Genomic DNA, 23977 nt, shown 5'->3' on the forward strand with positions numbered 1-23977 from the left:
CGTCGATTAATTCAGACTTGTTCATAATTTTTAATATTAAAGTTAGTTCGTAATTATAGCAAATATAGTACTATTTTCTAATTGTGCAATTTTTTTATTAAAACTTGTGAAAATTTTTTACGTTTAAGTAAAATCAGTTAAAATATGATAATTCCACTTTTCACAGAAAATCTACGTTACGGGTTACTAAAATCATGCCAAATGCTTATGTTTATTGACTTTAGCAAAAAGTTAATATTATTTCCTCTATTTATTAAATCCTAAATTGTGTGTAAACAATTAATTTTTTTGACCATATGATTATTAAATTTACAAGCAATTTTCATATTTCTTATATTTTGTAAAATTAAACCCCTGTGTTTGTGGGAGTTTTTAAATGATAGTAAAGACATGTTTTATTAATTTTTATTAATAAATTTGCAACATGTTAATAGAAGTTTTTAAGTCTAAGATTCACAGGGTGAGAGTAACTGCCTCTGACCTTAATTATATAGGGAGTATAACGATAGATGAAGATCTTATAGAAGCTGCCGGTCTGGTAGTGGGAGAAAGGGTCTATATCGTGAATGTAAACAACGGAGAACGTTTTGATACTTACGTTATCAAAGGGAAAAGAAAATCTGGGGAAGTATGTCTGAACGGGCCTGCTGCGAGAAAAGTACAGAAAGATGATATCATCATTATCATTGCTTATGCGCAGATGACCCCGGAAGAAGCTAAAGACTTCCAGCCGAAAATTGTTTTCCCGGATGAAAAAACAAACCTTCTTACGTAATACATGGAGAAAACATCAAAAAGTCCGGTAAAATCAATACTTACAATAGTAATATCGCTTGCTTTTGCAGGCTTTTTTTTATGGCTCGCCTTAAAGGGGCTCGATTTTAAAGTCATTCAGAAATCACTGGCCAAAGCCAATTACCTATGGGTACTGTTTGCTTCTGTATTTGGACTTCTTGCTTACTGGTTCAGAGCTATTCGCTGGAACCTTATGCTGGAGCCTATGGGACACCGTATTTCTAATTCCAATGCGCTTTGGTCCATATCATTCGGTTATCTGATGAATCTTACCATCCCGAGAAGCGGAGAAGTAGCAAGAGCTACAGCTTTATATGGTGTGGAAAAAGTACCTGTAGATAAATCTTTCGGAACTATTATTCTGGAAAGGGTGGTAGATCTGGTCTGTATGTTGGGATTTTTAGGTCTGACTTTATTGTTTAAATATGATGCAATCCTGTCATTCTATAAAAATTCAGGAATAACAATGAATCCTAACAAAATAATACTGGTTTTGTCAATTCTGATTATAGGAACAGTCTTGTTTTTTGTATTTAAAAAGAAACTTTCAGGAATTCCGTTTTTAGGAAAAGTTGTCAGCTTTATTGATGGGATTTTTCAGGGATTAACTTCTATTTTTAAGTTAAAAGAAAAGGGAAAATTCATCCTTTATACATTGGGAATCTGGATTTGCTACTATCTGGCGGCTTATCTTGTCTGTTTTGCCCTTCCTGAAACCTCCGGATTTACCTTTGCGGACGGCTTCTTTATCATTGTAGTGGGAACATTGGGAATGATTATCCCTGCAAGCGGGGGAATTGGTGCTTATAATCTTGCAATGAAATACGGTTTTATGGCACTTTTTATTTCAGTGGGTAAAAGCGCTGACTTCGGAGGGGAAATGGGGCTTACTTATTCCTTTATTTCTTTACCGCTGCAGATTGTCATTATGCTGGTAATGGGTTTGATTTCAATTCCTATGCTGGCAAAAGCAAGAAATGCTGCTGTTGCAGATAAAAGCTTTAAAAATTAGTTCAACATAGTTTTTACATTATACAAGGTCCAATTTTTTAATTGGACTTTTTTATATTCATTTTGATCAAAATCTAAATAATTCAATTTACTGCCTTTCAGTTTCCATAAAATAAGAATGCTCGTCTTCTCCTACGATTTTAAATCCCAGGCTTGTATAGAGATGCTGAGCTTTATTGGTTTTTAATACACTTAATGATACTGTTTTCCCAGCTAGTGAAGCTTCCTCCAGAATATCCGACAGAATCTTTTTTCCAAGTCCTTTACCCTGCTGGCCGGGATCAATCTGTAGCTGAAGAACCTCAATATTGGTAAAGGTTCTGTCCACTTTTAACAGTCCGATGGGTTGATGGTCTAAAAGAATAATACAGGCTTTATCAAACTCATGAAGAACTCTTTGAAGGGTTGTTTCCCTGTCCGTAGAAAGCCCGGAAGCTTCATAATGAGGATTCATGGTTTTCATTCTGAGATTGAGAAGAAAATCAATATCAGTTTCATCGGCTTTTTTGTAACGCAGGTCTGGACTCATAGTCAAAGATTAGTGTTTCTATTTTAATGCAAGATATTGAAATAAGTTGAAGGAGGGAATAGTAATGTAAGGCCAAGGGTTGGGAGCTGGGAGAAGGAAGCCGGAAGTTACTGTTGTGCTGTAGTGAGCTCCTGCATTTTTTAATTTAACTTTTGTTTAAAAAAAAATCAATCAAAAAAACTTCAGATGTTTCATTCACGTCTGACAAAAAACTTCCCTCTCCCAGCTTCTATCTTCCATCTTTATATCAGCTCAAAAAAGCCCCTTTTTCCGATTTTATTGTTGTTCCGGTTTAATGCAAGATATTGAAATAAGTTGAAGGAGGGAATAGTAATGTAAGGCCAAAGATTGGGAGCTGGAAGTTACTGTTGTGTTGTAGTGAAATTCTGTGTTTTTTAATTTTAACTTTTGTTTTAAAAAACATTTCAATCAAAAAACTTCAGATATTTCATTCACGTCTGACAAAAAACTTCCCTCTCCCAGCTTCTATTTTCCATCTTTATATCAGTTCAAAAAAGCCCCTTTTTCCGATTTTTATTTTTGTTCCGGGTATCAGCACCAATTCGTTATTAGAGTCTGTTATTTTACTGTTATTGATCTGAACTCCTCCATTTTCAATTAATCTCCGCATAGCAGATTTGCTGAGATCATTTTTAAGCTGATGACAAAGTTCCACAATAGAAATTTTGTTTTCAATACTCAAAGAGCTGATAGGGATGGGTTCATACTCTTTCTCTTCAAAATTTTTATTCTGAAACTGGTTGATAAAGAACTGTTCCGCCTGGTCTGCTGCCGTTTTATTATGATATTGTGTAATGATGTTTTTTGCAATGATCTTTTTGATATTCATAGGATTTTCACCCTCTGTCATCCTGAACAGTAGGTCTGCTTTTTCTTGTGGGGAAAAATCGGTGGTCAGGCTGATAAATTCTTCAATCAAAGCATCCGGAATAGACATGGTTTTTCCAAACATTTCGTTGGCTTCATCTGTAAGCCCGATAATATTGTTCAGGGACTTGCTCATTTTTTCTTTTCCGTCAAGCCCTCTCAGCAATGGCATACACATCACAATCTGAGCAGGCATCTGATGGACTTCCTGAAGCTGTCTTCCCATTGTACAGTTAAAAAGCTGGTCCGTGCCGCCCATTTCAATGTTACACTCAATTTTTACGGAATCGTAGCCCTGAAGAATAGGGTACACCAGTTCATGTATGGCAATAGGAGTATTTTCAGTAAACCTTTTATTAAAATCATTACGGTGCATCAGCTGAGCTACGGTAACCTTTGAAAGCAGCTGGATCACATCTGAAAAATCAAGTATATCCAGCCAGTCGGAATTGAAAACAATTTTTGTCTTTTTTACATCAATAACCTTGGAAAGCTGACTGATATAAGTCTGTGCATTATGCCGCACATCGTCAGCGCTTAAAGGTTTTCTTGCTTTATTTTTTCCTGTAGGATCGCCAATTCTTGCCGTAAAGCTTCCAACGACTATAATAATCTGATGCCCCAGATCCTGAAACAGCCTCAGTTTTTTCAATACAACCGCATGACCCAGATGAAGGTCCGGAGCGGTAGGATCAAATCCCAGCTTGACAGAAAGTTTTCTGTTTTCTTTTTTTGCCTGATTAAGCTTTTCTTCGAGGCCGTTTTCCGGCAGGATGATGGCCACATTTTCTTGTAATGAATGAATCATGTTGAATAGTTTTAAAATGAAAAAGCCCGGACAGGTACTGTCCGGGCTCTATATATACGTTAGATTATTTTATTGGATTACAGATATAGAAAGTCTTCCCGAACGATAGTCCGGAGTGTAATATTCACTGAAGAACGGAAGACGTAATATACTGTTCAGATGTTTCATTGTGATGCAAATATACAGGAATTTCCTGTGGAGCCAATATTTAAACCATTAAGACGCATTGCAGGGTTATAACAAGATTTGTTTTAAAGAAAAACTTAACCATCCATCAATCTTAATGGCTTAAAATAATGGTTCAAAACAATTTTACTTGCGGTTTCTGAAGCTAATTTCATGCCATAAATCCCTTTAACGCAAAATAGAAGATCAGAATGTAAAAACTGTATTTTATTATTTTCTTTATCAGTTTGTATGAAGTCAATAAAGCAGGGTTTATGCTATGTTTTTCGTTATCTGTTTTCATGAGAAGAATTTTAATAATGAAACAATTGTTTTGAATATAAATTTTTAATCTGCTCTTTCCAGATTTCAAGGTCTTCAGAACTTGCCCTGTCTGCCTTGTCAAAGAATAAATGTCTGATGATTTCCAGTCCGGAATAGATGAAAATACCATGATCAGAAGTCAGCGTAAGTGCTTTATCCATTCCTGATCTTTCATATTCTTCATACGACTTCCCATGGGTATTGATAATCATTGTTGATTTACCTTTCAGAAGTCCTTTCTGTACGCCCTGATCATAGCGGTAGGCAAAACCATAACTGAAAATACGGTCTATATAGCCTTTCATCATAGCGGGAAGCCCTGTCCACCAGATGGGATAAATGAAAGTAATCTGTTCTGCCCACGAAATATGATCCTGTTCAGTTTTTACATCATCCGATACTTTTCCCATACGTTGTCCCTGCATATCAGCCAGAGAAAGTACAGGATCAAAACCTATTTTATAAAGGTCTCTCACGATGATCTCATGATGATGGGATTGGAGGGTTTCAACTACTGTGTTTAAAAGATGGTGATTTAAACTGTTTTCATTGGGGTGCGCGTAAATGATTAAATGTCTCATTGTTTTGATGATTTAGATTAATGAGACAAAGGTAGAGGGGTGGGCTTTTCAAAAATTGTAAGAAAACGAAACGGCCTATCCTGACTTTGGATTACAGATATCCTGCTGGAATTTCAGATACTGTGCAGGTGAAATGTTGATAAAATGTCTGAAATCATGGATGAGCTGGCTCTGATCATAATAACCGCATTCATCAATGATGGTAAACCATTGGACCTTATTCTGTTTTCCGGTTTCCTGTTCAATGATTTTGATTGCTTTTAAAAAACGGTTGTACCGGTTGATTTCTTTTAAGGAATATCCAAACTGTTCCTTCTGTTTTCGCTGGATGTTTCTCTCCGTTTGCCGGGTCTGTTCTGCAATTACTTTTATCGGATTTAAAAGATCATTCCCAAAACTGCTTAACAGCTTTCCGGTAACGTCCGGATATTGAAGATAAGGCTTGCAGAATTCAAGGATATAATCCACCTGTGCTGTGGTGGAATGTAATTCTGTCAGCTGATGCCACAGTTCTGTAAAACAGTTTTCTTCCAGCAATTCGTCAGGATGTCTTACGGACTGTTCAATAGATACTTTTCCGAAAAACCTGTAGAATGCATCGTCTTTGAAATTGGCAACCAGAATGGAGCAGCCGGCAGGAAGTGTATAATCAAAGGCTTGCCTCACAGGACCGAACACCATACATTTATCAACACGTATGTTTGTCTTTTCCAGGGTAGACATGGTGGCACTTTCCCCGAAACAGAATAATAGAATCGTTTGGTAGGTTGGCAAAAGTGTTTTGGTGACCGGTCTTTCAGTTGTGTTTTCAGCAAAATAAAAGTGCGTGAATATATTTTCAAATTCCTTTGGAACTGAAATTCTGAACTCATTATATTCCGGTTGTAATCCCATTTCTCAGAACTTAAAAGAGACTTTTTATCATTTTATAATTGGTCAGATTTACTCCTTTAACATTGACCTCTTGTTCCTGAACTACTTGAAAACCAATTTTCTCAAAAAAAGGTCTGGCAGTTTTGCTTACATCCGCTGTCAGTTGTTTTTCATGCTGCCTGAATGCTTCTTTTTCAATCTCCTGATAAAGAATTGATGCAATGCCTTTCTGCTGCTCATCTTTGTGAACAAAAAGAAGATCGATATAATTTCCCTGATCAAGAGTACAGAAACCGGCGATCTTATTTTCTGTAAGAGCAATTACAACATACTGATCTCTGATCACTTTCATCCATCTTTGCTCATTTTCAGCTCCGGATTTCCATGCTTCGAGCTGTTGAGGTGTATAATCTTTTCCGCACACGGCATCTATTGTGGCTGCAAAAAGCTGCAACATTTCCGGTAGATCTTCTTCATTGCCTTTTCGGACGATAATACTGTGGCTATCTGATATATTGCTGTTCATAAAGCTTTTGCTGTTCTTTATTGAGAAGAGGATAAAAAAGATTCATCTGAAGAAGTGTGTAATGCTGTATAGCTTCTTTGGGACTGAGCTTCAGGATAAGCCTGTTATGGGTAAGCCAGTTATCTGCAATGATAAAAATTTGTTCAGTAAGGCAATCTACAATAAAACGGGGAACATCTTTCTGAAAAATACTGCTCTTCTGGAGATCTGAAAAAATCAGTTGAAACTCTTCTTTTCTGCTGAAATTGATGCCCTCATACCTGGATTCTATTTCAGGAATCTGATTCAGGATATCTATAAAATTGATGAATATAAAGCGGTAGGAATAAAAAATTTCACAAGTGGAAAAGGTAAACTGATAAAGGTCTTCCAGGGTTTTATGTTCCTTTTCTTTCATATGGTTCAGAAGCTCATCCATTTTCAAAGTTAGCTCTGAGAAAAGAATTTTAATAATGTCTTCCGAATGCCTGAAATGATAATGCAGATTTCCTGCACTGATATTGAGCTCAGCCGCGATATGCCTGGTAGTAATATTATTATACCCCTTGTCATTAAATAACTCCAGTGCTTTAGACAGAATCTTATCCTTGGTCTTCATAGTTCAAAGATAAGAATATACAGGTTGAAATAAATCATATTTTCAAAATTAGAACATTTGTTCTAATTCGGTATATTTGCATTATAAATCTCGTCATAATGGAAGGAAAAAAGAAATTCGATTACGAATCAGCGGAAAGGATCGAAACAGAAAAGAAAACGGATCCGCAGGAAATGATATCAAAAATCCTGCAGATCATCCTTGGAATTATCATGGCAGTACTTCATATGTAATGGAAAAAAGAATTTCATATTGGTTTTTACTGGGACTTGCAGCGTGGGGCCTGATTATTCTTCTGAGGCAGGCCGGAATTTACATTCCTGTTATCAATAACTATTTTACAGATTGTATTACTGTTCCCATGTATTGTTATCTGATAGAATATCTGATGAATAATGTTTTAGGTTATCATTGGAAACCTGACCTGAAATTTGTACTGACTTCGGTACTTTATCTCTCATTTTTGTTTGAAATACTTTGTCCAAGGTTATCCGGAAATTTTACAGGTGATTTGTTTGATGCACTGGCTTATAGCGCTGGTGGAATGGTGTATTATTTTATGAAGGTCAAGCCTTTGGAAACAGAGTAAAATAAAGCCGGCATCTTCATATCGTAAGGAAGCTGCCGGCAATGCTATAGTTTTTATCCTGATTTGTAATAATGGATGAGGGTGAAAATTTAATTACTGCCACCTGCCCGGTTTGATTCTTCAAATTTCACCTGCTTGGTTGCTCCTTTCACATTATTGTTTCCAAACTTATAGGTAAGAGAAAGGTGAACATTCCGGGTAATTCCTTTGTACTGAAAATCGATATTATAAGCAGGATAATACTCAATTCCTTTTTCACGGTTGGTATTCAGAATATCGTTAAGATACAGATTAACCAGCAGCTTTTTTTCCATAAATGCCAGTTTCATACCCGTATACAGTGAAGAACTGTTGTAATAATATGAATTTCCAACCCTGTTAGGAAGACTGCCCCAAAGCCCCAGCATAAAAGTGACTGTTTTTTCTTTATTGAGGAAGAAACTGTTATCGATATTAAGATTGGCACTGTATCCTGCAGGAGCAGTCAGTATCAAAGGATCATATGATTTTGATTTCGTATAATATCCGTTTACAAATACCGTAGATTCCAGCCATTTCAGCTTGTTGTAGTTATAGCTGATATTGATGCCTGCCTGATCTTCATTGTAGAAATTTTTAGCGACTGTGTATCTGTAATCACCATCTACCATTTGTACTCTGTCCCAGCTATCCTTATTGTAATTGTAATATAAAGTGATATTGAGATTATTGTTCAGAACATATCCGAATTCAAAATTATCTGAAAACGTAGGTAAAAGATAAGGATTACCGGTGCTGTATTCGTACTCTGAAGTGTAGTATTTGAACGGATTCAGGTTACCGAAGTACGGACGTGAAATTCTTCGTGAATAGTTAAGAGAAAATGAATGATTTTCATTAGGCTTATAACTGATATAAGCAGTAGGGAAAAACTTTCCGTAATTGATCTTTGCTGAGGTGTCATCATTCATGGAAATCCCTTCTAATTTGGTATATTCATAGCGGAGACCGGCTTTTGCATCCCATTTTTCACTGATTTTAAAGTTGCTAGAAAAGTAAACCGCATAATTTTCTTCATTATAAAAGAACGTGTTGGTTCTGCCCGGGTTCAGGTCATACTGTCCGTTATTGATATTGAAAAAATTAAATTCAGAATCATTTTTAATCTTAGTATACTTTATACCGGATTCTGTTTTGATTTTGGCGAATGTTTTTTCAAGGTCAGCCTGCCCGGAATAAATCCGGTATTTGCTGATGGGATTAGCCATGGTGGAAATTGTTTCCGTAGTAATGGTATTGGAAAAATTTCTGGCATTGGAATTATTAAGCATCAGGTTGGCGGTAATGTTCAGCTTACCTCCTGCACTGTCAAGCTTTGTTTCATAAAATGCCGTAGCGTTGTGAACATCCCTGCTGTTCCGGTTCCTGAAGTTGGAAAGAATATTCAGAAATCCTTCATTGTTGGACCTTATAGCCTGGCTTTCTCCTTTTTCCAGGGGATTACTGTGTGAATAATTGTAATTGATTCCGATAAGATTTTTATCATTGATCTTGTATTCAGCCTTTGCATTACCACCTTTATACCTGTAGTTATTGAGATTTTGGGTATCCCGGTTCCAATAGTCATTACTGTTGTTGGCGGAAAGATAATTATAGGTGGTGTAGTACCAGTAATTATCTCCTGTGGAAAGGTTGGTGCTCAGAGATAACTTTTCTCCCTGATAATTGAATGTAGCCCCGCTTCTTGCTGATACTGTAGGTCTGCCCCAGAAATAGTTACCTGAAGTCTGAACAGATCCGTTCCAGCCCAGATTGGCGTTCTTTTTCAGGATAATGTTGATCAGTCCGCTTTTTCCTTCGGCATCATATTTTGCAGGTGGAGTGGTGATGACTTCAATTTTAAGGATATCATCGGAACGTAATGTTTTCAGGTAGTTGATCAGTTCCTGGCCATTAAGATTCAGCAGTCTGTCATTGATCATCACTGCCACATTACTTTTTCCGGCAATGCTTATAGCGTCATCACTGGTTTTTACCATCGGTGTTTTCGCGAGCGCTTCTATTGCATCAATTCCTTGAGAGGCAACAGAGTTTTCAACATTAAAAACCAGACGGTCTACTTTTCTTTCGAATAATTTTTTCTTTGCAGTAACGGTCACTCCTTCTATTTTCTGTTCAGTGACAGGTGCTTCCTTGATTTGCAGATCTTTTCTGTGTGTGCCCTTTACCGTAATTTTTTCACTATTGGTTTTTACCCCGTCTTTTATGATTTCAAATAAATATTCTCCGTCTTCTTTCAATGGAATTTTAAACATCCCTTTATCGTCTGTGATGGCTGAAAACTTCACATCATTTTTGGTAATCAGGACTTCGGTTTCCAATGCCGGTTTATTGTCTTTGTCTGTAATAATCCCTTCAACACTTTGCGCAAAAAGAAAAGACGAAGAAATAAGACTTAAAAGAATGGTAATCTTCCGATTCATATTTTTAGTTTATATACAAGACAATTGTTTTGTCCTTGATATTACATCGGATGGTGAAGAATCTTTTTTATGCTGGTAAATATTGAGGCTTTATTTTTTGGGAAAATATCCGTTCAGGACATGATTTTACTGATGAGAGACAGAAGCTGCCAAACACTGTTTGAGTAATAAATAATGTTCTTATAAAAAGACTGAATTGCTGAAAGAGGTTTGAAAAGCCTCTTTTTTATTGTTGTTCCAGTTTGATAATAGGACCTTTGTAAAACCGGGTCAGATCATATAAATCTGTAAAATGCTGCTGGAGATCCGGAATGACCTTACCGTCAAATTCCTTCACATTGCACTGGTCCTCCGCAAGCAGGTATAAAGACTGATTATCCGGTTTCAGATACTCACAGAGTATATTATCCTGATGCTGTTCTTTATTTAGAATTTCTGTGAGAAAAATTCCATAGATCAGAAACTGGTTGAAATTGCCGGAATCCACGATATAATTCATGTCTTGCTTCAGGAGTTTTTCGTAGTCAGAAAGGATCCTAAGGAAATTTTCGGCGTGAACGGTTGTAGGAATTTCATAAAAAAGATCAATACCATTGATGAAAAGCTGTGTTTTGGCTTCTTCGTGATCTGAAGAATATACTTTGGTAAACCACTGGAAAATAAGTAAGAGCTCCTCCTGGGTGAGTTCTTCGACAGAATCTTTTACTTTGTTTTTAATATTTTCAAGGGTATGTACTGCATCAGCTGGAAGGTGTTTCAGAATATTCTCTTCTTCACGGCTGAGCTTATTGTACAAATTAATTTTGGCAATAGTTGGGTTGGTTTTGATGAAATAAAGTTCTTCCGCCATAGTTATTTACCAAATAGTCTTTTATAATGGTTATTAAAGATACAAAATATGCCTCAACTTTATTAAAAAAAATAATATGCACTGAATGGTACAGTTATTTTACTGGTCTAGAAAGTGTAATAAAATTTATCTGTGTTTTAAAAATAGATAGACTTATCTATTTTTTGTTTAGATTTGTAAAAAATTTCTCGATGAAAAAGGAAAAAGTGCGTGACAGAATTATCAGGGTTGCCTCAGATCTGTTTTATAAGCAGGGTTTTAATTCTACAGGAATCAATCAGATTATTGCAGAGGCTGATATTGCTATAGGCTCACTTTACAACCACTTTTCGTCTAAGAATGATCTTCTGCAGGCTTATCTGATCAAACAGGAATCGGAATGGTTTGAAGGATTTGAAAACAGTACATCCAAAATCTCAGATCCCAAAGAAAAACTTTTAACCCTGATTGATTACAGGAAAAAACTGCAGCAGACTTCAAAGTTTGCCGGATGTCATTTTATTAAAATTGTCTCTGAAATAGGAGAGGGCAATCCTTCCGTATCCGGTTTTGCCTTACAGCATAAGGAGAAGCAAAAGGATTTGATTACAGCGCTTGTAAAAGAATACGGAATACAAAGACAGGTTTCCGACCCGGATCTGTTAGCAGAGAATATTTTTTTGCTAATAGAAGGAGCTGTTGTTACCTCCACAATCAGGAGACAAAATGATTCCTTTGATCAGGTGAAAAAAATTGTCGAGGGATTATTACCTTAAATTTTTTTGATCTTAATAAAATAGATATATCTATATAAAAATGAAACGTAACTATTTGAAATTATTGGTAATATTGTCAGGTCATTTATTGACAATTATGGATATTTTTATCATTAACGTATCTATTCCGTCTATCCAAAGGGATTTGCATGCCGGCAACGGGGAAATTCAGTTTATGATTGCAGCTTATCTCATCGGATTTGCCTCTTTTTTGATCACCGGCGGCAGATTGGGTGATGTGTATGGCAGAAAGAAGGTCTATATGATCGGATTAGCAGCTTTTATGCTGAGTTCAGTGGCTTGCGGAATTTCCGTAGGGGCCGGCCAGCTGGTTGTTTCAAGGTTTATCCAGGGTGTAAGCGCTGCCATGATGGCTCCACAGGTACTTTCAATGATACAGGTACTGTTTTCTGATCATCAGGAACGCACAAAAGCAATGGGGTGGTATGGAATTACAATCGGAGCAGGAACTATTCTGGGACAGTTTCTGGGCGGGTATTTTTCCTCATTAACAATTATGGAAGAACCCTGGCGGCTTATCTTTCTGATGAATATTCCGGTATGCCTGCCAGCCATTTTTCTTAGTCTGAAAGTATTAAACGAATCTAAAACACCAGTGAAACAATCCTTCAATATGAGTGGTGTTGTAATGCTTTCTGCCGGATTGTTCTGTGCTGCCTATGCATTAACAATGTCTGAACATGAGGGGATTCATTTCAAAAATGCTTCATTGATGGTGGCCTCAGTAATTATTGTATTGATTTTTATTAAAAATCAAAAGAAAAGAATCAGAAATGAACGTTCTTATCTGATTGATTTTGAATTGTTCCGGTATAAAAAATTCAATCTTGGAATTGTGGCAGTTTCCCTGTTTTTTATCATGCTGGATTCCTATTTTTATATTCTTTCGCTTTTTTTTCAGGACGGATTAAAAATAAATCCTTTAAAAGCCGGTGAAATCATTGTATTTCAGGGGCTGGGCTTTATACTTGCTTCCGTAATTTCTGTAAGACTGATTTTACGATATGGAAAAAAAGCCCTGGTTGCAGGACTGATGTTTATTATTGCTATTCTTATTTTTCAGCTGTTCTTATTCAGAACGGAGACGGATTTTCCGCTTTTCTGTCTGTTATTATTTCTTCATGGGTTGGGAGTTGGTTCCATTATTCCTTCGCTGGCCAATATTGCCTTGTCCGGGATGTCTGAAAAGCTGATAGGAAATGCCTCCGGAGTATATAATACCTTCCAGCAGATTGCTGCCATCATAGGAATTGTTGCTATTGGAAGCATATTTTATTATTTTCTCGGAGAAAAACCTGCAGTGCAGCATTATCAAAGAGCTTTTTCGGTGACCTTACTGATCAATATTTTCTGTCTGATCCTGGTTATTGCTTCTGTGTTTAAAGTTCCCGATCATGTTCTTCCGGAAATGCGTAAAAAATAGCATTGGCTTATTTCTGTGGCCTCTTTGCTGAGGTTTTGAATTCTTTTAAAGCTGCCTTTGCAATATTCCTGGTAACTTCAGTCGGAGAATGGCAATCACAATTACTGAATCCTACCACATAGATGTCTTCACCGGGAATGTAAACTCCCATACTCTTAAATCCAAATATACTTCCACCATGTTCACGGTCAGGAGTTCCGCTGATATCCTTCAGATGCCATCCATATCCATAGGTGAATTCCTCACCATTATTCAGTTTATATTTCTGAAAGGCTTTTTGAGTTTCCTTAGAATTCAGCAAAATATTCTGATTCAGGGTCTGTTGCCATTTCAGCATATCATCCACGGTAGACATCAGTGAGCCTGAAGAAAAAGGAACACTGAAACTGATGGCTGTTTTATTCACAAATCCCTGCTCTTTTTTGTGATAGCCATATGCCCTTTGCGGGATAACTTTCCTGTCAGATGCATAATAAGAGTGAGACATTCCTGCTTTATCAAAGATATTTTTCTTAATAAATTCTTCATAAGAAGTTCCTGAGACCAATTCGATGATATAACCCAGAACCACATAACCGGAATTGTTGTAATCAAATTTTTCTCCCGGTGCAAAATCCACAGGTTCGCTTTTAAAAAAATTCACCATTTCTTCCGGTTTCATCTCTTTTTGGGCAATGGAAGAGAGAGACTTCATTTTGGTAAAATCTTTTATTCCTGAAGTATGGGTAAGAAGATGATGAATCGTAATATGATCTCCGTCAGGATAATCTTTAATATATCTGGAGACAGGATCGCTGACATTAAGTTTGCCTTGCTGTTCAAGCATCAGAATAGCTATAGCTGTGAATTGTTTGGTCATAGATCCAATCTGAAAAACATAATCAGGTGTCAGATTGACATTAAGTTCCAGGTTGGCTTTTCCAAATGCTTTCCTGTAGATATTTTTGCCGTTTTTAGTGATCATGAAAACGCCGCCGGGTTCGTCATGATTCCCGAATTCTGTCTGGATAATGCTGTCTATTTTCTTTTCAAATCCATTTATCTGGGCATCTGTTGTATTGAAAAGTAAAAACAGAGCAAGGCAGGGTATTAATTTTTTAATATTCATATTGATGTATTTTGTTATGCAAAGATATAATATATTTGTATTACTATGTTATGCAATATAGTAATTTATATTTTATGCTTTGATATTTAAAAAGGATATTAATTATTGTATTTTTCTGGTATTTAATTTAACACCTGTTGAAATAATCATTAAGTGGTATTGATTATTTTCCTCAATTAAAAACTGATAGCCGTCTTCAGATTCGGGATTATCAAAAAAAGAGGTTGGGGATTCCGGATAAATTTTGGTTTTCTCTCCGTCTTTATCAAGGATATACAGAAAATGATTTTCAAGAATAACTGTGAAAACCTGTGACAGATCAGCCTCAAGCGCAAACTTTCCGGTGTACTGTTTGAGAACTTCATCAGAGACTTCAATTGCTTTCCTGTTGATTTTTTGAGGAATACGATAAGGCTGGCCATTCAAAAGATTAATGATATCTTCAGTCACTTTCTGGAAAGGGATATCTGTGAAATTTGAAGTAAAAATAAAGGTGATTCCTGATTTTAAATCCTGATAGTAATAGGCTCTGTAACCCGGTCTTCCTCCTGCCTGGATCAATTGGCTGTCTTTTCCGAACATGGTAACGACGAGGTCTTTTCTGAGATTCTTTCCGGAAATGAGCTGCTGACTAAAGCTGTATAAATCGTCAATCGTCGAAAAATAATTTCCGGTTTCAAACCGGTTGATGCTGCTATGGGAAACAGGAATAATTTTACCGTTTTCAGCTGAAAATCCATAAGCAAAATCAGACAATGATCGGGAAGAATTAAACTCACCTGTGTTTTTCAGCTGGTATTTTTTGATGATCTCTTCCTGGATAAAATGCCAGTATCCTTTATCAGACAATTGGTCAATAAGATAATGCAAGATAAAATATCCCACATTGGAATATAAGGTCTGGGTTCCGGGTTCGAACTGTAAAGACTCCTGCTTTGCCAGTTCTATAGTCTTTTCAAGGCTGAGGTGATCATATTTTTCGTAATCTTTAATTTCCCTTGGAAGACCGGACTGATGAAATAACAGATTTTCAATAGAAATTTTTTCTCCGTTTGGGAAATCAGGAATGTATTGATTAAGATGATCTGACGGTTTAAGTTTTCCTTGCTCAACCAGTTTCAGTATTCCATATTTTACAAATATTTTTGAAACTGAAGCAATAATAAATTTACTGTTTTTATTGACCAGTAAAGCCTTGTCTTCATTAGAAATAGTATAGGTCTTGTCAAGAAGAACTTTATTGTTTTTGGCAATTTTTACATTTCCGTTAAAATTTTTCAGATCCGTGAGTGCTGTAAAGTAATGATCAAGCTCTTTGCTGTATTGCTGCGCAGAAAGTTTTACTGAAAATATAAGAATGAAGAAAAAGGTCAAAAGCTTCATAATCTGTTATTTGTGATTTGCAAATATACATTTTAATCGCTGATATTTTTTTAAGGCTATTTCCTTACACCCTTTCAAAATTATTTTTCAACGGAGATCAATAGCATCATAGGCTTGCGGAGTTCTTCCTTCATTTCCGGAATTTCTTTTATCATCTCGTGGCTAGGCTCAGGTTCTGTGACTTCTTTGATGGTGAAGCCATGTTTTAACAGAGTATTTAAATATGACGTTAAAGTGCGGTGGTATTTGATAACATTTTCACCCAGAAAAGTAGTGTTTCTCTTTCCTTCCAGAAAATAGCGGTCCACGGGCCAGCTGATTTTTTCTCCGTTTTTATCATATATCCAGTCCTGGCCGCCTTCTGCAGTAAAAACAGGGTGTTCTACTGAGAAAACAAATGACCCGCCGGGAGCAAGCCATTGGTAAATATTATGGACCAAAGTATCAAATGATTCTACATAATGCAACGTAAGTGAGCTGAGTATGATATCAAATTTTTCAGCAGGGTAACCAACATCTTCAAGGGCTTTTCTTTCATATTGAATCCCTTCCAGATTGTTGATTTCTCTTGCTTTGGATAACATTCTTTCCGAAAGATCAATTCCAATCACGGATTTTGCTCCGTTTTCCATAGCATAACGGCAATGCCATCCGAAACCACATCCAAGGTCCAGCACATTCTTTCCATGAAAATCAGGAAGCATATTTTTTAATGTATGCCATTCTCCGGCCCCTTCCAGCCCAATTTGAGAGCGGAGCATCTTTTCATACTGGTCAAAAAATGACGGGTTGTCGTATTTATTTTCTTTCATAATAGCAGAGAATTTATCATTACAACATTTCTTACCGAAAATAAGAGCTATGTAAATTTACAACAATTATATCGGAACTCTGAGAGGGTCTGACTGGAAAGCAAAAGCTGAATGCCCTGCATCCAGCTTTATATTATTGTTTCCCGATCAGGAATTTTTTAGTTCGTTTCCGTATACTTTTTGAAATTATCAAGAATTGCCTGCCAGCCTCCTTTCTGCATTTCTTCCGGATTTTGATTTTCAGGATCGAAAGCTATATCCAGATGGGTTTGCCCGTTATTTTCTTTAAAGTCAACATGAACCTCTCTTCCGTCAGGCATAGTATATGTAAAGTTTTTACCCTCATTTATTTCATTATAAACAGCTTCAAAATCGAAACCGAAACTTCCGTCTTTCGCTTCCATTCTTGCTGCATATTTTCCTCCGACTTTCATATCATTGGAAGCGGAAGGGCATTGCCATGAAGGATCTGCGAAATTCCAACGGGTGATATGCTCCGGATTGGTGTAGTAATCCCATACTTTTTGTGCATCTGCATTGATGGTGGCAGAAACTGTGATTTTGTGGCTCATTTTTATTGATTTAATGTTACTAGTAATTCATCAAGTTTTTCCAGAGTTGCGATCATTCCCTGTTCCATGCCCATTTCGATAATGGTTTCCAGATCAGTTAAGGATTCATAGCTTACCACAGTTTCTACAAGGGTATTTTCATTTTTATCCGTGAAAGTTACTGTCCATTCTGCCTGAGGAAGATTGGTGTTGATTTCTCCTTTTTCATTACAGAAGGCATCGCTTGAAGTATAGGAGTCAATCGGATTGATCTTATGGTAGCTTACCCAACCCCAGTATTCTGTTCCGTTAGGTTCCACCATGACATAATGCCAGTGTCCTCCTTCACGGAATTCCATTGATTTTGTTTTGGTGGTTAAAGGTTTCGGAGCAAACCAGCGGTCAAGAAGTTCACTTTTTGTATAACAGTCCCAGACCATTTGTCTGTTGGCCATAAATTCACGTCTGATAGTAAGGGTGTTCTTTTCTTTGTCTGCAAGAAAATCGAACTGAAGATGATGTTTCATGATAGTATTTTTTATAGTTTGTTTTTGGTTTTATGTTGTCAATTTTATTTCTGCTGGCTTTTCAGTGTGGCCAGTAAAGTGTCAAGCTGTTCAAAGCGGCTTTCCCAGATCTTTCTGAACTGTTCCAGCCAATGATCTATTTCTTTCATTTTATCAATTTCTAACAGGTAATAAATTTCTCTTCCCTGGTGATTTTGGGTTACCAGTTCGCACTCCGTCAGGATTTTCAGGTGTTTTGAAACAGCCTGTCTTGTAGTATCAAAATGCTCTGCTATGGCATTCGGTGTCATCGCCTGTACTGCGATCAGTGCAATAATAGCCCGGCGTGTGGGATCTGCTATAGCCTGAAAAATATCTCTTCTCATAAACAACGATTTTTAAATGAAACCATATGGTTGCAAATATATGTGCAACTTTTCGGTTTCACAAGTTTTTTTTGAAAAATTTACAAATAAGAAATTAGAAAGGATAAAATGGATTATGTAAGTGGTTTATAATCAATGTTTTTGATTGATTGTAATTTATCTTTTATTTTGTTTCATGGCTTTAATTAATTTTTCATTTCGTTTATCTGCTCTTTCATTTTGTAAAGAAAGCACAGCCCAGATGGCAGCAGGAAGCCAGCCAATAAGAGTGATCTGTAAAATCAGGCAGATAATTCCTGTAAAAATTTTTCCACGGACAATAAAAGATAAGAAGGGAAGTAAGATAGCCAGTAACATGATTTTAAGTTTTAATTGAACTGATTTTTTAACGCGATTGAGGCTCAAAATGGGCTTTAAAAGTAAGAGGATCTTCAGTTTTGTCCTCGGCTTCTTCAAGGTATTCAAGATACTCTTCCTGATGTTTTCCCATATAAACAAGCACAATGGAAAGGTTGATAAACAGGTTTTTATCTTTAGAACCTAGGTTTAAAGCCATCTTTAAATATTCCAGAGCCTTTTCGTTTTCTCCCATATCGGAATAAACAGCACCAATGTTAACCAACGCAGAAGTGTTTTCGGGCTCAATAAGCAGAATTTCTTCCAACTCTCTCACCAGCAGATCGTTTAAAGTGTCCCAATGATCTTCATTTTCCCATCTTTTAGCCTGAAGTTTTTTTACGTTTTCTAGTCTTAATGTTATACTGTTCATTATTTAAAATTAAATATGGATGTTTTATTATGCTGTACAAATTTAGCTTTATTAATATAGATGCCCTTTTTAAGGGATAAAATAATTACCCTTTAATCCCATCCAATATTGCGGTCTTCAGTATTTCAGTATTGATATCTTTCAACGCTTTGAATTTAATGCAATACCCTGTCACACTGGCTTTACCTATTTTCTCTCCATAAGTTTCAAGTAAATAGGTTTTATCATCAATATTCATAATGTATATTGAAATCCCGGTAGTATTGGCACTCAACCCAATCTGATAAAAGTCTCTGGTTTTTCCTCCAGCGTATTGCATGGTATACGATCCGTAGCCGATATTGGGATTGGAATCGGTCTTATTTTCACTGTTTTTACCATCAAGAAACCACAGCTGGCATTCCGGCATAAGTCCTAGGATAATGCGGTGAAGTTCCCACATATCATTGCATTTCTTTTCAGAATGGCTGTTGATATAATCTTTGATTTGTTCCTGAATGTCCATATTGAATGTAACGTTGCTAAAAATGACTAATTTATCAATTTTTAAGGTATGGTATATATGATCATCAACAAAAAAAGAACAGCAATTGCTGTTCTTTTGTACTTTATCATTTCTGATTTTACTGAATCAGTTCTTCCATTGTTTTTTCTGTTTTCATCAGCTCACCCTGCGGGATCCGATGATGAAGATAAGTGAAAAGCAAATTGGTTACCCAATTGTTTTCAATCTGATGAACAGCGTAAGAGCAGATCAAGCCAAAATCATCAGAAATATAAGCAGGAAGGTCAGAGGATCCTGTAGTTTTGAAGACAGATACGAAAATTTCCTTTCTGATATCAGTGATTCTGTCTTCAGTCTCCTCATCAGCAACCTTCTCTTCAACGGTGTGATAGGCTTTCATCCATGCTTCAGAAAATGCTGCCGAATCTCTGTTATCAAGAATCTCATCAATCTTTTCGGGAGTAATACCAGTAAGAGCTGTTTTCAAAGCATCATTAAAAAGGGTTTCCAGCTTATTGATTTTTTCTGTCATAATCTGAATTTATATTCTATCCGAATGCTCTTTTCAATAAACTTTCTACTTTTGGCTCGCTGCCTCTGAAGGCCTTATATAATTCCATTGGATCTTTGGTTCCTCCTGAAGAAAGCAAGACTTTATATTTCGCAGCAATTTCAGGATTAAAAATTCCGTTTTCTTTGAAATACTGGAAAGCATCGGCATCCAGAACTTCCGCCCATTTATAGGAATAATATCCTGCAGAATATCCTCCCTGGAAAATGTGTGAAAAACTTGGGCTCATAGCCGTTTCTGAATTGGAAGGATAAAGACTTGTCGCTTTTGTATATTTATCTTCAAACTCTTTTACACTTTCATTTTCCAATTCTCCGACTTTTGTATGGTAATTCATATCCAGAAGTCCGAAACCTAGCTGTCTTAAAGTTTGGTAACCTTCCATAAAGTTTTTGGACTGCTCGATTTTTTCAATTTTTTCGTCAGGAAGTACTTCTCCTGTTTTATAATGTTTTGCAAAAGTTTTCAGAAACTCAGGCTCATAGCAGAAGTTCTCAAGAAACTGCGATGGAAGTTCCACAAAATCCCATTTTACAGAAGTTCCTGATAGGGTAGGATATTGGGTATCTGCCATCATCCCGTGAAGTGCGTGGCCAAATTCATGAAATAAGGTAGTCACTTCCTGGAAGGTCAGTAAGCTAGGAGTATCTTTTGTCGGTTTACTGAAGTTGCAGACAATTGAGATATGCGGACGTGAGTTTTCCCCGTTTTGCTTATACTGATTTTTATAGCTGGTCATCCATGCACCGGCTCTTTTCCCTTTTCTCGGGAAATAATCAACGTATAACAAGGATTTATAGGTTCCGTTCTCTTTTACTTCATATACTTTTACATCTTCATGGTATTTCGGAATGTCGTTTCTTTCTTCGAAAGTCAGGCCGAATAATTTACCTGCCAGCCCGAATACAGCATCCTGTACCTGGTTTAACGGGAAATAAGGTTTCAGTTCCTCATCATTCAGATCAAATTTTGCCTTACGAAGTTTTTCAGCATAGTAGGCGTGGTCGTAACTTTGCATATCCTCAATTCCGTCGGCTTTGGCTAAAGATTTCAATTCTTCAATTTCTTTGTCAGCATACGGCTTTGCTTTGGTTAAAAGCTCATTTAAAAAATCAAAAACTTTTACCGGGGATTTTGCCATCCTTTCTTCCAGAACGAAATCAGCATAGTTTTTATATCCTAAAAGTTCAGCTTTCTGCTGTTTTAAATTCAGAAGTTCTTTAATCAGATTCTGATTGTCAAATTCTCCGCCGTCGAAGGATTTTTTACCATTGGCAAGTGCCAGTTCCTTTCTCAGCTCACGGTTTTCAGCATACGTCATAAATGGGATATAACTTGGGTACTGTAAAGTTACCACCCATCCTTCAAGATTTCTTTCCTTAGCTTCCTCAGCATATTGATCGATAATGGCCTCCGGAATTCCTGCAAGATCTTCTTTATGGGTGATATGTTTAAAATAAGCATTCGTAGAAGCCAGTACATTCTGCCCGAACTGTAAAGACTTTAAAGAAAGATCCATGCTGATTTTCTTTAATTTTTCTTTGTCTTCTTCATTCAGTAAAGCACCGCTTCTTACAAAACCTTTGTAGGTTTCATTCAAAAGCATTTCCTGCTCTTCGTTGAGATTATATTTTTCCTTTTCATCATATACCTTTTTGATTTTTTTGAAAAGGGCTTCATTCTGAGATATTTTTGAAGAATATTCCGTTAAGATCGGCGAAACTTCCTGAGCGATCTGTTGAATTTCGTCACTGGTTTCCGCTGAATTTAAGTTGAAAAAAATATTTGAAACCACATCCAGCTGTTCCCCGGAATACGCTAATGCTTCAATAACATTTTCAAAAGTAGGTGCTTCAGGATTGTTGACAATAGCATCAATTTCTGCTTCAGATTTTTGAATCAGCTCTTTAAACGCCGGAAGATAATCTTCATTTTTAATGTCACTGAACGGTGCCGAATGATATGGAGTGTTAAATTTTTCTGTTAAAATATTCATTTTTCGATTTTTATTATAAGTAAATGTAATGATTCACCGGGAATCACAGCTGAAATGCTCAAAAATAATGCCTTACTGGCAAGTTATGACAAAAATACCTTATCTTTAATTAATCTTGTCATATGGAAAGAAGGAGTGATGTGGGAATATTTAATTTTGGGAACAGATTTAAAATCATCAATAATAATATAAACCTTAAATATATAGACTATGAAAACACTCTTAAAAATTATTGGTATCATCATCGTGCTGGTTCTTATATATGCTGTAATTGCCGTGTTGGCTTTCAGTAAAGATTATCACTATGAAAAATCTGTTGTTATCAATGCACCGCAGGATAAAGTATGGCCCTATGTAGGTACATTAAAAGGATATAACCAGTGGGATCCTTTTTCCAAAGCTGATAAAAACATTGTTATTACCTATTCAGGAAATGGTGATAAAGTAGGAGATTCCTATCATTGGAAAGGAGATAAAAATGTAGGAGAAGGAGAACAGGCAATTACTGAGCTGGTTCCCAACCAGAAAATGGCTACAAAACTTCACTTTATAAAACCTTTTGAAGGAGATATGAAGGCTAATTTCGTTATGGTTCCTGAAGGAAACGGCACCAAAGTAACATGGATGATTGATAATGAGCTGACTCCTATGATGAAGATCATGAAACCGCTGATGAATGGTAATATGGACAAAATGTTTAGCCAGGGACTTGGAGATCTGAAAAAACTTGCAGAAAAATAAAATGAAAGCCTTGTAAAATCTACAGGGCTTTTTTATTATAAATCCTTTTTACTGATCCGATTGAAAAGAAGAGTTATTTTATGCCATGTCATTGAAAATTATTTTAAAAATATTATCTTTATATAAAGAATCGATTGTATGGAGAAGATTGTATTTGAAAAAAGTGACATCAGAGACTTTGTGAAAATGACTATCGCAGAGAAAATAGAAAAGCTTAAAAACTTTATCGAATTTACCCTGGAAGCGAGCCGTGACATCAAAAAAACTCCTAAATATGACAGTATGAGAGAAGAAATGCAGGAGGAGATCTACCAGATGCAGCGACAGCTGGGTGCTTTGAATGATCTTAAAAGAAATATGGCAAAAGTACTGAATACGGCTACCCAAAGAGTACAGCTTGGTTCGTTGGTGATTACCAACAAAGCCCGGTTCTATATTTCCGTGTCATTGGGAGAGTTCTTTTTTGAAGGCGATAGATTCTACGCCATCTCTCCGGAAAGCCCGATGGCTAAAAAGATGATGGGGATGAAACCAGGTGATGAGTTTACCCTTAATAAAATCCATCAGAAGATTGTAGAAGTGCTGTAATGTGAATGGATTTTTGCTTTGTAAGCAGATAGTCATAATTCTGATAAGCCCGGCCTCAATTTTTATTTTCATTTAATATTAATACTTGTTTTAAATACAGCAGATTGAATTCCATGTTGTAAATTTGCAGGTATGAATAAAGCAACCATTTTAAAAGAAATTATAGAGGAGAGGAGAAGTATTTTCCCGAAAGATTATACTGATGCGGAAATTCCTCAGGAAGTTTTGGAGGAAATTTTGCACGCTGCTACCCTGGCTCCCAACCATAAACGTACCAAGCCATGGCGTTTTAAAATATTCAAAGGCGAAGAAAAAGCTAAGCTAGCTGCAGAAATGCAGGCAATCTACAAAGCCACTCAACCCGAACAGCTTTTTCTGGAAAAAAAATACAATGACATCGGTTTCAAAATCAATAAAGCTGACGTAGTGGTTTCCATTATTGTCAATTTCAGCGGCATGGTTCCTGAATGGGAAGAAATAGTAGCTACTTCAATGGCTGTTCAGAACATGTATCTTACCTGTACGGCCAACAATATCGGATGCTACTGGAGCTCTCCCAAAATTGTAGACTATCTGAAAGATGCTCTGACCATTGAAGAAAACCAGAAGTGTCTTGGATTGTTTTACATGGGAGCTGTATAATATTTTTAATGTAACAATCTGAAAATTTACCAATGTAACAATGGTTAAAAAAACAAATCAAATATTGTTACACTGTTAGATTGATAAATTGTTATACTTATTAATTGTTCAATTAGAATTTTTGTGTATCTTTGCACTCTTAAATATTTAACTGGGACGAGTTCCCATAAAATTCAAACATTATGTCAGTAAAAATCAGATTACAAAGACACGGTAAAAAA

Annotated in this window: 28 protein-coding genes; 9 read left to right on the forward strand and 19 right to left on the reverse strand. The window is 36.3% G+C overall.

Annotated elements, in window-relative coordinates:
* Positions 1-424: 424 nt before the first annotated feature.
* The gene (gene panD, locus ACE3RB_RS17130; protein WP_002976902.1) at positions 425-775 is read left to right on the forward strand and encodes an aspartate 1-decarboxylase; all 351 of its coding nucleotides are present in this window, start codon (positions 425-427) and stop codon (positions 773-775) included.
* A gap of 3 nt (positions 776-778) precedes the next feature.
* Positions 779-1807 (forward strand): lysylphosphatidylglycerol synthase transmembrane domain-containing protein, encoded by a 1029-nt coding sequence (locus ACE3RB_RS17135; protein WP_374465335.1) that lies wholly within the window; start codon positions 779-781, stop codon positions 1805-1807.
* Between the two features lie 87 nt (positions 1808-1894).
* Here ACE3RB_RS17135 and ACE3RB_RS17140 read toward each other — a convergent pair whose 3' ends face one another.
* The 6 genes from ACE3RB_RS17140 to ACE3RB_RS17165 form a co-directional block, all read right to left on the reverse strand.
* Positions 1895-2335, reverse strand: a complete 441-nt coding sequence (locus ACE3RB_RS17140) for a GNAT family N-acetyltransferase (protein ID WP_374465336.1) — start codon at positions 2333-2335, stop codon at positions 1895-1897.
* Positions 2336-2834: 499 nt separating this feature from the next.
* Complete coding sequence (gene tyrS / locus ACE3RB_RS17145) at positions 2835-4031, reverse strand: tyrosine--tRNA ligase (protein WP_374465337.1); 1197 nt, start codon at positions 4029-4031, stop codon at positions 2835-2837.
* Positions 4032-4510: 479 nt separating this feature from the next.
* Positions 4511-5101: an NAD(P)H-dependent oxidoreductase gene (locus ACE3RB_RS17150; protein WP_374465338.1), complete on the reverse strand. Its 591-nt coding sequence runs from the start codon at positions 5099-5101 to the stop codon at positions 4511-4513.
* 75 nt (positions 5102-5176) lie between these two features.
* Positions 5177-5995: an AraC family transcriptional regulator gene (locus tag ACE3RB_RS17155; RefSeq protein WP_374465339.1), complete on the reverse strand. Its 819-nt coding sequence runs from the start codon at positions 5993-5995 to the stop codon at positions 5177-5179.
* 10 nt (positions 5996-6005) lie between these two features.
* Complete coding sequence (locus tag ACE3RB_RS17160; protein ID WP_374465340.1) at positions 6006-6500, reverse strand: GNAT family N-acetyltransferase; 495 nt, start codon at positions 6498-6500, stop codon at positions 6006-6008.
* Complete coding sequence (locus ACE3RB_RS17165) at positions 6478-7098, reverse strand: TetR/AcrR family transcriptional regulator (protein ID WP_374465341.1); 621 nt, start codon at positions 7096-7098, stop codon at positions 6478-6480. Before ACE3RB_RS17165 ends, ACE3RB_RS17160 begins: the two co-directional genes overlap by 23 nt.
* A 98-nt stretch (positions 7099-7196) precedes the next feature.
* Here ACE3RB_RS17165 and ACE3RB_RS17170 point away from each other — a divergent pair, with 98 nt between their 5' ends.
* Positions 7197-7331: a hypothetical protein gene (locus ACE3RB_RS17170; RefSeq protein ID WP_374465342.1), complete on the forward strand. Its 135-nt coding sequence runs from the start codon at positions 7197-7199 to the stop codon at positions 7329-7331.
* Complete coding sequence (locus tag ACE3RB_RS17175) at positions 7331-7687, forward strand: hypothetical protein (protein WP_374465343.1); 357 nt, start codon at positions 7331-7333, stop codon at positions 7685-7687. The genes ACE3RB_RS17170 and ACE3RB_RS17175 overlap by 1 nt, the downstream gene beginning before the upstream one ends.
* A gap of 89 nt (positions 7688-7776) precedes the next feature.
* Here ACE3RB_RS17175 and ACE3RB_RS17180 read toward each other — a convergent pair whose 3' ends face one another.
* Entirely contained in the window at positions 7777-10149 is a 2373-nt protein-coding gene (locus ACE3RB_RS17180) for a TonB-dependent receptor domain-containing protein (protein ID WP_374465344.1), read from the reverse strand.
* Between the two features lie 226 nt (positions 10150-10375).
* Positions 10376-10999 (reverse strand): hypothetical protein, encoded by a 624-nt coding sequence (locus ACE3RB_RS17185; protein ID WP_374465345.1) that lies wholly within the window; start codon positions 10997-10999, stop codon positions 10376-10378.
* A gap of 191 nt (positions 11000-11190) precedes the next feature.
* Between ACE3RB_RS17185 and ACE3RB_RS17190 the strand changes: the two genes are divergently transcribed.
* Both ACE3RB_RS17190 and ACE3RB_RS17195 read left to right on the forward strand, forming a co-directional pair.
* Positions 11191-11754: a TetR/AcrR family transcriptional regulator gene (locus tag ACE3RB_RS17190; protein ID WP_374465346.1), complete on the forward strand. Its 564-nt coding sequence runs from the start codon at positions 11191-11193 to the stop codon at positions 11752-11754.
* Between the two features lie 40 nt (positions 11755-11794).
* Positions 11795-13198, forward strand: a complete 1404-nt coding sequence (locus ACE3RB_RS17195) for an MFS transporter (protein WP_374465347.1) — start codon at positions 11795-11797, stop codon at positions 13196-13198.
* A 7-nt stretch (positions 13199-13205) separates the two neighbouring features.
* Here the strand turns inward: ACE3RB_RS17195 and ACE3RB_RS17200 are convergent, their stop codons facing one another.
* The 11 genes from ACE3RB_RS17200 to ACE3RB_RS17250 form a co-directional block, all read right to left on the reverse strand.
* Positions 13206-14306 (reverse strand): serine hydrolase domain-containing protein, encoded by a 1101-nt coding sequence (locus ACE3RB_RS17200; RefSeq protein ID WP_374465348.1) that lies wholly within the window; start codon positions 14304-14306, stop codon positions 13206-13208.
* Positions 14307-14408: 102 nt separating this feature from the next.
* On the reverse strand, positions 14409-15689 hold the full coding sequence (locus tag ACE3RB_RS17205) for a serine hydrolase domain-containing protein (RefSeq protein WP_374465349.1): 1281 nt from the start codon (positions 15687-15689) through the stop codon (positions 14409-14411).
* An 80-nt stretch (positions 15690-15769) separates the two neighbouring features.
* Positions 15770-16501, reverse strand: a complete 732-nt coding sequence (locus tag ACE3RB_RS17210) for a class I SAM-dependent methyltransferase (RefSeq protein WP_374465350.1) — start codon at positions 16499-16501, stop codon at positions 15770-15772.
* Between the two features lie 158 nt (positions 16502-16659).
* Positions 16660-17073 (reverse strand): SRPBCC family protein, encoded by a 414-nt coding sequence (locus tag ACE3RB_RS17215; RefSeq protein WP_374465351.1) that lies wholly within the window; start codon positions 17071-17073, stop codon positions 16660-16662.
* A 2-nt stretch (positions 17074-17075) separates the two neighbouring features.
* Complete coding sequence (locus ACE3RB_RS17220; protein WP_374465352.1) at positions 17076-17579, reverse strand: SRPBCC domain-containing protein; 504 nt, start codon at positions 17577-17579, stop codon at positions 17076-17078.
* Between the two features lie 44 nt (positions 17580-17623).
* Entirely contained in the window at positions 17624-17944 is a 321-nt protein-coding gene (locus ACE3RB_RS17225; RefSeq protein ID WP_142724925.1) for a helix-turn-helix transcriptional regulator, read from the reverse strand.
* 156 nt (positions 17945-18100) lie between these two features.
* Complete coding sequence (locus ACE3RB_RS17230) at positions 18101-18301, reverse strand: YqaE/Pmp3 family membrane protein (protein WP_374465353.1); 201 nt, start codon at positions 18299-18301, stop codon at positions 18101-18103.
* A gap of 28 nt (positions 18302-18329) precedes the next feature.
* Positions 18330-18713, reverse strand: a complete 384-nt coding sequence (locus tag ACE3RB_RS17235) for a tetratricopeptide repeat protein (protein WP_374465354.1) — start codon at positions 18711-18713, stop codon at positions 18330-18332.
* Between the two features lie 85 nt (positions 18714-18798).
* A complete protein-coding gene (locus ACE3RB_RS17240; protein WP_374465355.1) occupies positions 18799-19218 on the reverse strand; it encodes a DUF1801 domain-containing protein in 420 nt (139 codons plus the stop codon).
* 118 nt (positions 19219-19336) lie between these two features.
* Positions 19337-19750 carry a hypothetical protein gene (locus tag ACE3RB_RS17245; RefSeq protein ID WP_374465356.1) on the reverse strand — a complete coding sequence of 138 codons (414 nt, stop codon included), beginning with the start codon at positions 19748-19750 and terminating at the stop codon, positions 19337-19339.
* Positions 19751-19766: 16 nt separating this feature from the next.
* Complete coding sequence (locus tag ACE3RB_RS17250) at positions 19767-21785, reverse strand: M3 family metallopeptidase (protein WP_374465357.1); 2019 nt, start codon at positions 21783-21785, stop codon at positions 19767-19769.
* 210 nt (positions 21786-21995) lie between these two features.
* Between ACE3RB_RS17250 and ACE3RB_RS17255 the strand changes: the two genes are divergently transcribed.
* From ACE3RB_RS17255 to ACE3RB_RS17265, 3 genes are all read left to right on the forward strand, one after another.
* Positions 21996-22526 carry an SRPBCC family protein gene (locus ACE3RB_RS17255; RefSeq protein WP_002976958.1) on the forward strand — a complete coding sequence of 177 codons (531 nt, stop codon included), beginning with the start codon at positions 21996-21998 and terminating at the stop codon, positions 22524-22526.
* Positions 22527-22664: 138 nt separating this feature from the next.
* On the forward strand, positions 22665-23114 hold the full coding sequence (locus tag ACE3RB_RS17260; protein WP_131435633.1) for a hypothetical protein: 450 nt from the start codon (positions 22665-22667) through the stop codon (positions 23112-23114).
* A gap of 132 nt (positions 23115-23246) precedes the next feature.
* Positions 23247-23756, forward strand: coding sequence for a nitroreductase (locus tag ACE3RB_RS17265; RefSeq protein ID WP_374465358.1), 510 nt, complete (start codon positions 23247-23249; stop codon positions 23754-23756).
* Positions 23757-23977 lie beyond the last annotated feature (221 nt).

Origin of the sequence: Chryseobacterium sp. (assembly GCF_041914225.1) — a bacterium.
GTDB lineage: Bacteria > Bacteroidota > Bacteroidia > Flavobacteriales > Weeksellaceae > Chryseobacterium.